We start from the raw sequence: 11,365 nt of genomic DNA, 5'->3' as shown, positions 1-11,365 counted from the left end.
TGACCACGTGAGCATGGACATGAGTGCTTTCTATCAAACGTTCTTTGATGAAGCAGATGAATTACTGGCAGATATGGAACAACACTTATTGTTGTTGGATCCGTCAGAACCCGACACCGAGCAATTGAATGCGATTTTCCGTGCAGCGCACTCCATAAAAGGAGGTGCTGGCACATTCGGTTTTAAAGCATTGCAGGAAACTACGCACCTGTTAGAAAACTTACTCGATGGGGCAAGACGTGGCGAAATGCGTCTTAGCACTGATATCATCAACCTGTTTCTGGAAACAAAAGACATTATGCAGGATCAGTTGGACGCTTATAAAACCGCACAGGAACCCAATGCTGAAAGCTTTGAGTATATCTGTCAGGCCTTGCGCCAGCTTGCTCTGGAGTCTAAAGCTGATGGTGACGCAGCCCAATCTGATACGTCGGCTGTAACACAGCACTCTGCTAGCCCAGCATCTAATGGTAAAGGTGAAATGCGTATCGCATTAACCGGCCTGAAGTCTCAGGAAATACCTCAGATGCTGGAAGAGCTTGGTAATCTGGGGACGGTTAAAGATCCGCACCAGACTGACACTAGCGTAGAAGTGACATTAGTGACGTCTGAAAGTGAAGACGATATTAGTGCGGTGCTGTGTTTTGTTCTTGAGCCAGAGCAAATCAGCTTCAAGTCTGCCGTAGCCAGCCAACCTGCCGTCGCTGAAGTCGTAGAAACATTGGCTGTTGTTGAAGCACCTGTCGCCGTCGCTGCTCCAGTTGCGCCGTCTGCACCCGTTGCTGCAAAACCGCAAGCTGCACCGGAAAATGGAAAAAATAAAGCAAAAACCGGTGATACCAGTATTCGTGTAGCGGTTGAGAAGGTTGACCAGCTTATCAACCTCGTCGGTGAGTTAGTGATTACGCAATCCATGCTGGCACAACGCTCAAGCGAACTCGATCCTGTGGCGCACGGCGACCTGCTCAATAGTATGGGTCAGTTGGAACGCAACGCCCGAGACCTGCAAGAATCGGTTATGTCCATCCGTATGATGCCGATGGAATATGTATTTAGTCGTTTCCCTCGATTGGTTCGTGATCTGGCTGCGAAATTGGATAAGCAGGTCGAACTAACGCTGATGGGGAGTTCGACTGAGCTGGATAAGAGTTTGATCGAACGTATTATCGATCCTCTGACACACTTGGTGCGTAACAGCCTCGATCACGGTATCGAATCTCCAGATAAACGCGTTGCTGCAGGTAAAGCTGCTGTTGGTAACTTGACGCTTTCTGCGGAACATCAGGGTGGTAACATCTGTATTGAAGTTATCGACGATGGGGCCGGGCTCAACCGCGAGAGAATTCTGGCTAAAGCCTTGTCTCAAGGGCTAGCAGTAAGTGACTCGATGTCTGATGAAGAAGTGGGCATGCTGATCTTTGCTCCAGGCTTCTCAACCGCTGAGAAAGTCACGGACGTCTCTGGCCGTGGCGTCGGCATGGATGTGGTGAAGCGGAATATCCAGGAAATGGGTGGTCATGTTGAAATCCACTTCCAGGCTGGAAAAGGCACGACGATCAGAATCCTGTTGCCATTAACACTCGCCATCCTCGATGGCATGTCCGTTAAAGTTAACAAAGAAGTCTTTATTCTCCCGCTTAACGCTGTGATGGAATCCTTGCAGCCGCAGTCGGAAGACCTGTACCCGTTAGCTGGCGGAGAGCGAGTATTGCAGGTTCGTGGTGAATATTTACCTCTCGTTGAACTGTTCCATATCTTTGATGTGGATGGCGCTAAGACGGATGCTACTCAGGGTATTGTCGTTATCCTGCAAAGTGCGGGTCGACGTTATGCCTTGTTGGTTGATCAGTTGATTGGTCAACATCAGGTCGTCGTCAAAAACCTGGAAAGTAATTATCGCAAGGTACCAGGCGTTTCAGCCGCTACCATCCTTGGTGATGGCAGCGTTGCGCTGATTGTGGATGTTTCAGCGTTACAAGCGCTTAATCGTGAAAAGCGTGCGGTTGAAACTGCTGCTTAATAAAACAGATTGTTAATAAAGGGTGGAAAACATGACTGGACTTGCAAGCGTCACGAAATTAACTGGCGAAACAGTAGGACAGGAATTCCTGATTTTTACGCTGGGTGACGAAGAGTACGGCGTTGATATTTTAAAAGTACAAGAAATTCGCGGTTATGACCAGGTAACGCGTATTGCCAACACACCTTCCTTCATTAAAGGTGTCACCAACCTACGCGGTGTCATTGTACCGATCGTTGACTTGCGCATTAAATTTGCCAAGCAGGATGTTGAATACGATGACAACACGGTTGTTATTGTTCTGAACCTTGGCCAGCGTGTTGTCGGTATTGTCGTAGATGGCGTGTCTGATGTGTTGTCATTGACTACAGACCAAATTCGTCCTGCGCCGGAGTTTGCTGTAACACTGTCAACAGAGTACCTGACTGGTTTAGGCTCTCTGGGCGAGAGAATGCTGATTTTGGTTGATATCGAAAAACTGTTGAGCAGCGAAGAAATGGCGCTGGTTGATAGCGTTTTGAAAGCCTAATACATCGGCCTTCAGGGGCTACGAAAGTGGCCCCGAAAACCTTCCTTAGCTGTATCCTTGTCAGTTCAGAAATTCGTAAAGATATCCAGAATAGTGCCGATATCATCGGTGGTTGGTCTACTCAAAAGGCGTTATATGTTTAACCGTATAAAAGTTGTTACAGGTTTGATGCTTGTACTCGTGTTGTTTGGGGCACTTCAGCTTATTTCTGGTGGTTTATTCTTTAGTGCATTAAAAAATGATAAGGATATCTTCAGTTCAACGCAGGTGATTAACCAAAAGCGTTCCGAGCTGGATTCAGCATGGTCATATTTATTACAGACCCGTAATACACTTAACCGTGCGGGTACGCGTTTTGCACTTGATGCAAGCGGTACGGGCGCCGGTGCTGGCGGTAAAGAGCTTCTGGTTTCTGCTCAAAGGCAACTGTCTGTCGCAAACGATTTTTTCTCCCGTTATGAGAAAGTACCGCAGGATGCGCATCAGGATGAAAATGTTACTCGGAGCGTAAAAGAAAATTATGTGGCTCTGAATGGCGCATTAACTGAATTAATTCAGTTTTTGAATGCAGGGGAATTTAAGAAGTTTGTTGAGCAGCCAACACAGAGTTTTCAGGACAACTTTGAAAAAGCGTATTACGCCTATAAAGCTGAAAGCGATAAACTTTATCAGGCTGGTATAGCTAAAAATGATGCAGCTTACGATTCGGCGCTCTGGATCCTTGGCTTCATTATCGTGTTGGTTTTTGCGTTAGCCCTGATTTCCTGGATTGGTATTCAACAGCTATTAATAAGGCCGCTAAATAGTATTGTTGAGCACATTCGTCATATTGCGAAAGGCGATCTGACAAAAACCACTCACTTTCACAGCAGCAATGAAATGGGCATTCTGGCTGACAGTATCCGCCATATGCAAAGTGAGTTTGTTTCAACGGTTAGTGCGGTTCGACAAGGTGCTGATGCCATTTATACCGGTGCTACAGAAATTAGTGCTGGAAATAACGATCTTTCTTCGCGTACTGAGCAACAGGCTGCTTCACTAGAAGAAACGGCAGCAAGTATGGAACAGTTGACCGCAACAGTTAAACAGAATGCGGAAAATGCTCGTCAGGCCAGTCAGTTGGCACTGAGTGCATCAGAGACGGCGCAGAAGGGCGGCAAGGTCGTCGATAATGTCGTCAAAACCATGCACAATATTGCTGGAAGTTCGCAAAAGATTGCCGATATTACTAGTGTGATTGATGGTATTGCTTTCCAAACCAACATTCTTGCACTGAATGCGGCGGTTGAAGCAGCGAGAGCAGGTGAGCAAGGTCGCGGGTTTGCGGTTGTTGCTGGTGAAGTTCGTAATTTGGCACAGCGTAGTGCTCAAGCTGCGAAAGAAATTAAAAGTTTGATTGAAGATTCTGTAAGCCGAGTTGATGAAGGTTCTGTACTGGTTGAAAGTGCGGGCGAGACGATGGGAGAAATCGTCAGTGCAGTCACTCGTGTAACGGATATCATGGGCGAAATTGCCTCTGCTTCTGATGAGCAGAGCAAAGGTATCGATCAGGTTGGTCAGGCTGTTACTGAGATGGATCGCGTGACGCAGCAAAACGCCTCCTTGGTTGAAGAGTCTGCGACCGCAGCGGTTGCTTTGGAAGAACAAGTGAAAGTGCTGAATCAGGCGGTTGCTGTATTCCGTCTGTCTGAAGATGCCGGCTCGTTTAGAAGGACGACACCGGCGACAGCGGGTCAAAAACCTGCATTGTTGGCTTCATCAGCGAATGGTGGTAAGAAAGCGAAAGAAGGTTCACCAAATGATAATTGGGAAACGTTCTGATCAAAACCGTCGTATAAGCTATAAATAACCCAAGCTGTAGGGATATTGTTACTGAGCTAATCCCCAGCCGCTTACATGTAGGTGGCTGGGTGATGGTTTACTCGCCATAATTTAAAAAATGAACATGCGAGTAATCGATCAATGCACTCTTGGGGGTTGTAAGTGATACAGCACCTGGTGCTTTGAAGTAGGGTAATTCATGATATTGTTCAATCTGTAACGTATGTTATGGATATGATGGGGTGAGGTTGGCTTTGGTATTAAAGCCAAAGAATAAAGCAGGTAGCACAGCTGTGATGAGAGGGACAACGCCACCCGACAGCATGTGGCTTTGGTAGAACGAACATGCTGGCCGGTTCAGTTTGCAGAACTTGCAGTGTGTATTACCAATACAGTGTCAGTTTTAATCGTAATGCGATGAGTAATTGACGAATGACAATAAAAACCTGCGTTAGCTGTAAAGGAAAGTTCAGATTGAAAAAAACCATAGCAAAAAACACTATTCGAGCGATTTGATATGAAAAGCACACCGTCGCAAAATCGCCCTGAATCTGCCTCTATCCTGACGCAGATGGTTGACAGGTTGCCGTTGTCGGATACCCATTTCCGTCGAATCAGTCAATTAATATACCAGCGTGCCGGCATTGTTCTAGCCGACCACAAACGTGAAATGGTTTATAACCGTTTGGTTAGGCGTCTCCGTTTGCTCGGAATCAATGATTTCGGCCAGTATTTAGCATTACTGGAGTCAGATCTTAACAGCGCCGAGTGGCAAGCCTTTGTTAATGCATTAACCACTAACCTGACGGCATTTTTCCGTGAAGCCCACCATTTTCCTATATTGGCCGAGCATGTCAGAAAACGTCCAAATGGCTACACCATCTGGAGTACAGCGGCTTCTACAGGGGAAGAACCTTATTCGTTGGCAATGACACTTGCTGAGGTTTTAGGTAATAAGGCGAGTGGGTGTCAGGTATGGGCCAGTGATATTGATACTCAGGTGTTAGAAAAGGCAACGGCTGGCATCTATCGGCAAGAAGAATTGCGCTCTCTTTCTCCACAACAACTACAGCGGTTTTTTTTGCGCGGCACCGGACCACATAGTGGTTTGGTTCGTGTACGTCCTGAGCTTGCATCAATGGTGCATTTCCAACAACTAAATCTGCTTGCACCCGATTGGTCCGTTCCTGCACCATTCGATGCTATTTTTTGTCGTAATATAATGATTTACTTCGATAAAGAAACTCAAGAGCGTATTCTTCGTCGATTCGTCCCGATGCTTAAACCGGGCGGATTGTTATTTGCCGGGCATTCAGAGAATTTCAGCCAGATTAGTCGTGAATTCTATTTGCGTGGGCAAACTGTATATGGGCTGGCTAAGGAAAGATAATGAGCAAGATAAGAGTATTATGCGTTGATGATTCTGCCCTAATGCGCCAGATCATGACTGAAATAATCAATAGCCATCCTGATATGGAAGTTGTTGCAACTGCGCCAGATCCATTAGTTGCTCGTGATTTGATTAAAAAATTCAATCCCCAGGTATTAACGCTGGATGTTGAAATGCCTCGCATGGATGGACTGGATTTTCTTGAAAAACTTATGCGCTTGCGACCGATGCCTGTTGTCATGGTGTCGTCCCTGACGGGAAAAGGCTCAGAGATTACGCTTCGCGCGCTGGAGCTTGGTGCGATTGATTTTGTCACCAAACCGCAGTTAGGTATCCGTGAGGGAATGCTGGCATACAGCGAACTGATTGCGGAAAAAATTCGCATGGCAGCGAAGGCGCGACTTCCGCAACGTAGTGCAGCGGCAGAACCGACAAGAATTATTCAGCATATGCCGTTGCTCAGTAGTGAGAAATTGATCGCGATTGGTGCATCGACAGGGGGAACGGAAGCGATACGGCATGTATTACAGCCCCTGCCGCCGACAAGCCCTGCATTACTGATCACACAGCATATGCCACCGGGCTTTACGAAGTCTTTTGCCGAGCGTTTGAACAAGTTATGCCAGATTACGGTGAAAGAAGCAGAGGATGGTGAACGTGTTCTTCCTGGTCACGCCTACATTGCTCCAGGAGCACGCCATCTTGAACTGGCGCGTAGTGGGGCAAACTATCAAGTACGTTTAAATGATGGGCCCCCGTCAATCGGCATCGTCCATCAGTTGATGTGTTATTCCGTTCGGTTGCGCAATACGCCGGGCGAAATGCTGTAGGGGTAATCCTTACTGGAATGGGGAATGATGGGGCTGCCGGCATGTTGGAACTCCATCAGGCTGGTGCTTATACTCTGGCCCAGAATGAAGCAAGTTGTGTGGTTTTCGGGATGCCGCGCGAAGCGATTGCGATGGGTGGCGTCGATGAAGTGGTGGATTTGCACCAGGTGAGCCAGCGTATGTTGGCACAAATCTCTGCCGGACAGGCATTACGTATATAAGCAGCTCTCGGTGAGCAATAAATATTTTAGGAGTAGGTATGGCCGATAAAGAACTCAGATTTTTGGTAGTGGATGATTTTTCGACGATGCGCCGAATTGTCCGTAACCTGCTGAAGGAACTGGGCTTTAATAACGTAGAAGAGGCAGAAGATGGTGCTGATGCACTGAACAAGCTTCGCTCCAGTACTTTTGATTTCGTCATTTCTGACTGGAATATGCCCAACATGGATGGACTGGAGCTATTACAGACTATTCGTGCTGACGGCGCGCTTTCCAGCCTTCCCGTGCTGATGGTAACGGCAGAAGCGAAGAAAGAGAACATTATCGCTGCGGCACAAGCAGGTGCTAGCGGCTATGTAGTTAAACCATTTACTGCAGCTACCCTTGAAGAAAAACTGAGTAAGATTTTCGAAAAATTGGGTATGTAAGGGGATCTTATGACGCCACATATGCCGTCCGTGAACGACACAGCTTCAGCAACCGAGATCATTTCGCGTATCGGCCAATTGACTCGTATGCTGCGTGACAGTTTGAAAGAGCTGGGTCTGGATAATGCGATAGCAGAAGCAGCAGAGGCAATTCCTGATGCCCGCGATCGTCTTGACTATGTTGTCCAGATGACTGCGCAAGCGGCAGAGCGTGCTCTGAACTGCGTAGAAGCTGCACAGCCACGTCAAAACCAACTAGAAGCTGATGCCAAGTCTCTGAAAACTCGTTGGGATGAATGGTTTGAAAATCCAATCGAGCTGGCTGATGCGCGCGAATTAGTGACGGATACGCGTAGCTATCTTGAAGATGTACCACAGCATACCTCGTTTACCAACGCCCAACTGTTGGAAATTATGATGGCGCAGGATTTTCAGGACCTTACTGGTCAGGTAATCAAGCGTATGATGGATGTTGTCCAGGAGATTGAAAAACAACTGCTGATGGTATTGCTGGAAAATATCCCAGAAAAACCAGACGCGCCTAAGCGTGCAAATGATGGTCTGCTGAACGGACCTCAGTTGGATAAAGGTGCAGCAGGTATCGTCGCCAATCAGGATCAGGTTGATGACCTTCTGGATAGCCTTGGGTTCTAATGAATCTTGCTTCAAAAAAGGGAACTATTCCCTTTTTTGAAAGAATGATGAACACCATCGCCCGGTTATTTATGGCCAGTATTTATGGCCATAAATAGCTAAACTCGACTTTCCCGCCTGTGTATCCTCACTATTCGTTAAAGAAGCGTCGGTTTTTCTCTTTGTTCCAGCCATAAAACTTTCTCGTATTTGTCATGCTAGGCAGCAAATTCCTATCCTGAAAGTCGTAACAGGAACACATCGTGGCTGAAGATAGCGATCTAGAAAAAACAGAAGCCCCCACTCCCCAAAAAGAGGAAAAGGCACGAGAAGAAGGGCAAATCCCGCGATCTCGAGAGCTGACTTCTGTTGTGATGATGGTCGCAGGATTGGCTATTTTGTGGATAGGAGGTGATGTCATGGCTGGCCGATTGGCCAGAATTGTCTCACAGTCGTTAAATTTTGATTACGCAACGATTGGTGATGACACCCAAATGCTACGGCATGTTGGCTCATTACTGCGTCAGGCAGTATCGGCATTGATACCAATCATGCTAGGGGCTGTGTTGGTTGCGCTGTCTGCGCCGATGCTGCTGGGTGGGGTACTCTTTAGTACTAAGTCATTAAAAGTTGACTTCAAAAAATTAGATCCTATTTCTGGGCTGAAACGTTTATTTTCCGCTCAATCACTGGCTGAGCTCTTCAAGGCAATATTGAAATCAGTCATGGTCGGGATCATTAGTACCTTGTTCTTGATTCATAACTGGCCGAAGATATTGCATCTGGTATCCGAAGCGCCGATTGCGGCGATGGGGGATGCGCTGGAACTGGCCGTGATGTGTGGTTTCCTTATTATTATGGGGCTCATTCCCATGGTCGCTTTTGATGTGTTTTGGCAAGTGTGGAGTCACATCAAAAAATTACGGATGACGAAACAGGAAATTCGTGATGAGCATAAACAGAGTGAAGGCGATCCCCACGTTAAAGGCCGTATTCGTCAGCAACAAAGGGCAATGGCCCAACGTAGGATGATGGCTGATGTCCCTAAAGCCGATGTGATAGTCACTAACCCGACGCATTATGCGGTAGCATTACGCTATGATGAGAAAAAAATGAATGCGCCGAGAGTGTTGGCTAAAGGGGCTGGTGAGATCGCGTTACGTATTCGTGAGTTGGGAACCGAACATCGCGTTCCTATTTTAGAAGCCCCACCGTTGGCGCGAGCGCTATTTCGTCATTCAGAGGTCGGGCAGCATATTCCGGCCGCGCTGTATGCCGCCGTTGCAGAAGTCTTAGCCTGGGTTTATCAACTGAAACGCTGGAAGCGGGAAGGTGGATTAATTCCTAGAAAACCGAAACATCTACCAGTGCCGGATGCACTGGATTTTGCTAAAGAGAATACTACTGATGGCTAATTTGGCCTCTTTGCTTCGTTTACCGAGTAATATGAAAGGTACCCAATGGCAAATATTAGCCGGACCAATACTGATCCTGCTGATACTTTCCATGATGGTATTGCCGCTGCCGCCATTCATTCTGGATCTGTTATTTACCTTTAACATTGCACTGTCCATCATGGTATTGCTGGTTGCGATGTTTACGCAGCGGACGCTGGAGTTTGCTGCGTTCCCTACGATTTTGCTGTTTTCTACCTTATTGCGTCTTTCGCTCAACGTCGCTTCTACCCGTATCATTTTGCTGGAAGGGCATACAGGGACGGCTGCCGCAGGTAAAGTTGTTGAAGCATTTGGTCACTTTCTGGTAGGCGGAAATTTTGCCATTGGTATCGTGGTCTTTATCATCCTTGTCTTAATCAACTTCATGGTTATCACCAAAGGTGCCGGACGTATCGCTGAAGTCGGTGCCCGCTTTGTGTTAGATGGTATGCCAGGTAAACAGATGGCGATCGACGCCGATCTTAATGCTGGGATCATTGGTGAAGAAGAAGCGAAAAAGCGCCGTACTGAAGTTACTCAGGAGTCAGATTTCTACGGTTCAATGGACGGTGCCAGTAAGTTCGTGCGCGGTGACGCTGTCGCGGGACTGATTATCATGGTCATCAACATTGTTGGTGGATTGATCGTCGGTGTTGTACAGCACAATATGCCGGTAGGGCAGGCCGCTGAAAGCTATACGCTGCTTACCATCGGTGATGGTTTGGTTGCCCAGATTCCTGCTCTGATTATCTCTACCGCAGCGGGTGTGATTGTTACTCGCGTGAGTACCGATCAGGACGTTGGCCAGCAGATGGTCACTCAGTTGTTCAATAACCCACGAGTGATGGTACTGAGTGCGGCGGTTATTGGGCTTATTGGGATGGTTCCTGGAATGCCCAACTTTGTCTTTCTGTTATTTACCGCATCTTTGTTAGGGCTTGCCTGGTGGATGCGTGGTGAACAGCAAAAAGAACCTGTTATGCAGCCTATACCAGCATCAATGGAGAAACATCAGATTATTGAAGCCAGCTGGTCTGATGTACAGCTTGAAGATCCGCTGGGTATGGAAGTTGGCTATCGATTGATCCCAATGGTTGACGCACAGCAAGATGGCGAGTTACTGGGCAGGATTCGTAGTATCAGGAAGAAGTTTGCCCAGGAAATGGGATACTTACCGCCGGTGGTTCATATCCGGGATAATTTGGAACTTCAGCCTGCCAGCTATCGCATACTGATGAAAGGTGTCGAGGTGGGTAGCGGTGAGGCTCATCCCGGTCGTTGGATGGCGATCAATCCGGGCAATGCGGTTGGCTCTTTATCTGGCGATATCACGCAGGATCCTGCGTTTGGGTTGCCAGCAGTCTGGATTGATAATGCCCTGAAAGATCAGGCTCAAGCTCAGGGATTCACGGTAGTAGAGGCAAGTACCGTGGTGGCAACGCACCTGAATCACTTAATTGCATTACACGCCAGTGAACTGTTTGGACGACAGGAAGCTCAGCAACTGATGGATCGCGTTGCGCAGGAAATGCCAAAGCTGACAGAAGATTTCATTCCGGGCGTAGTGACGTTAACGACCTTGCATAAGGTTTTGCAAAATCTACTTAGTGAGAGAGTTTCGATTAGGGATATGCGCACCATCATGGAGACATTGGCTGAACATGCGCCAGTGCAGCCAGACCCTTATGAGCTCACCACAGTGGTGAGGGTTGCTCTGGGACGTGCGATTACCCAGCAGTGGTTCCCAGGAGACAGCGAACTTCAGGTTATCGGTCTGGAAGGATCGTTGGAGCGCCTTCTGTTACAGGCGCTTCAAGGCGGTGGTGGCCTCGAACCGGGACTTGCCGATCGTCTGCTTGAACAGGCGAAACAAGCGCTACAGCGGCAGGAAATGTTGGGTGCTCCGCCGGTGCTGCTTGTGAACCATGCTTTACGCGCTTTACTTGCTCGATTCCTGCATCGTAGTCTGCCAAACATGGCCGTACTGTCTAATTTAGAAATCAGCGATCATCGCCAGATTCGCATGACATCAGTTATTGGGGAAGCTCAGAAGTGAG

The 11,365-nt window shown here is 47.7% G+C and carries 8 protein-coding genes and 1 pseudogene; all 9 read left to right on the top strand.

Annotated features, from left to right (window positions below):
* Window positions 1-19: 19 nt before the first annotated feature.
* The 9 genes and pseudogenes from cheA to flhA all read left to right on the top strand — a co-directional run bounded on the left by cheA (window position 20) and on the right by flhA (window position 11,364).
* Window positions 20-2,020, top strand: a complete 2,001-nt coding sequence (gene cheA / locus BJJ97_RS18635; RefSeq protein WP_193438344.1) for a chemotaxis protein CheA — start codon at window positions 20-22, stop codon at window positions 2,018-2,020.
* Window positions 2,021-2,051: 31 nt separating this feature from the next.
* Entirely contained in the window at window positions 2,052-2,549 is a 498-nt protein-coding gene (gene cheW, locus BJJ97_RS18630; RefSeq protein ID WP_039359892.1) for a chemotaxis protein CheW, read from the top strand.
* Between the two features lie 135 nt (window positions 2,550-2,684).
* The gene (locus tag BJJ97_RS18625) at window positions 2,685-4,370 is read left to right on the top strand and encodes a methyl-accepting chemotaxis protein (protein ID WP_095994916.1); all 1,686 of its coding nucleotides are present in this window, start codon (window positions 2,685-2,687) and stop codon (window positions 4,368-4,370) included.
* A 517-nt stretch (window positions 4,371-4,887) separates the two neighbouring features.
* Entirely contained in the window at window positions 4,888-5,760 is an 873-nt protein-coding gene (gene cheR, locus BJJ97_RS18620; RefSeq protein WP_039485757.1) for a protein-glutamate O-methyltransferase CheR, read from the top strand.
* Window positions 5,760-6,811: pseudogene (locus tag BJJ97_RS18615) on the top strand (protein-glutamate methylesterase/protein-glutamine glutaminase). The gene cheR and the pseudogene BJJ97_RS18615 overlap by 1 nt, the downstream one beginning before the upstream one ends.
* A gap of 38 nt (window positions 6,812-6,849) precedes the next feature.
* Window positions 6,850-7,239: a chemotaxis response regulator CheY gene (cheY, locus tag BJJ97_RS18610; RefSeq protein WP_039485752.1), complete on the top strand. Its 390-nt coding sequence runs from the start codon at window positions 6,850-6,852 to the stop codon at window positions 7,237-7,239.
* Between the two features lie 9 nt (window positions 7,240-7,248).
* Window positions 7,249-7,893 carry a protein phosphatase CheZ gene (cheZ, locus tag BJJ97_RS18605; protein WP_010279523.1) on the top strand — a complete coding sequence of 215 codons (645 nt, stop codon included), beginning with the start codon at window positions 7,249-7,251 and terminating at the stop codon, window positions 7,891-7,893.
* Between the two features lie 242 nt (window positions 7,894-8,135).
* Window positions 8,136-9,287 (top strand): flagellar biosynthesis protein FlhB, encoded by a 1,152-nt coding sequence (gene flhB / locus BJJ97_RS18600; protein ID WP_095994915.1) that lies wholly within the window; start codon window positions 8,136-8,138, stop codon window positions 9,285-9,287.
* Window positions 9,280-11,364 carry a flagellar biosynthesis protein FlhA gene (gene flhA, locus BJJ97_RS18595; protein ID WP_095994914.1) on the top strand — a complete coding sequence of 695 codons (2,085 nt, stop codon included), beginning with the start codon at window positions 9,280-9,282 and terminating at the stop codon, window positions 11,362-11,364. Before flhB ends, flhA begins: the two co-directional genes overlap by 8 nt.
* Window position 11,365: the final 1 nt, after the last annotated feature.

The organism is Pectobacterium polaris (assembly GCF_002307355.1).
Lineage (GTDB): Bacteria > Pseudomonadota > Gammaproteobacteria > Enterobacterales > Enterobacteriaceae > Pectobacterium > Pectobacterium polare.
This window is presented reverse-complemented; position numbering and strand designations above follow the sequence as displayed.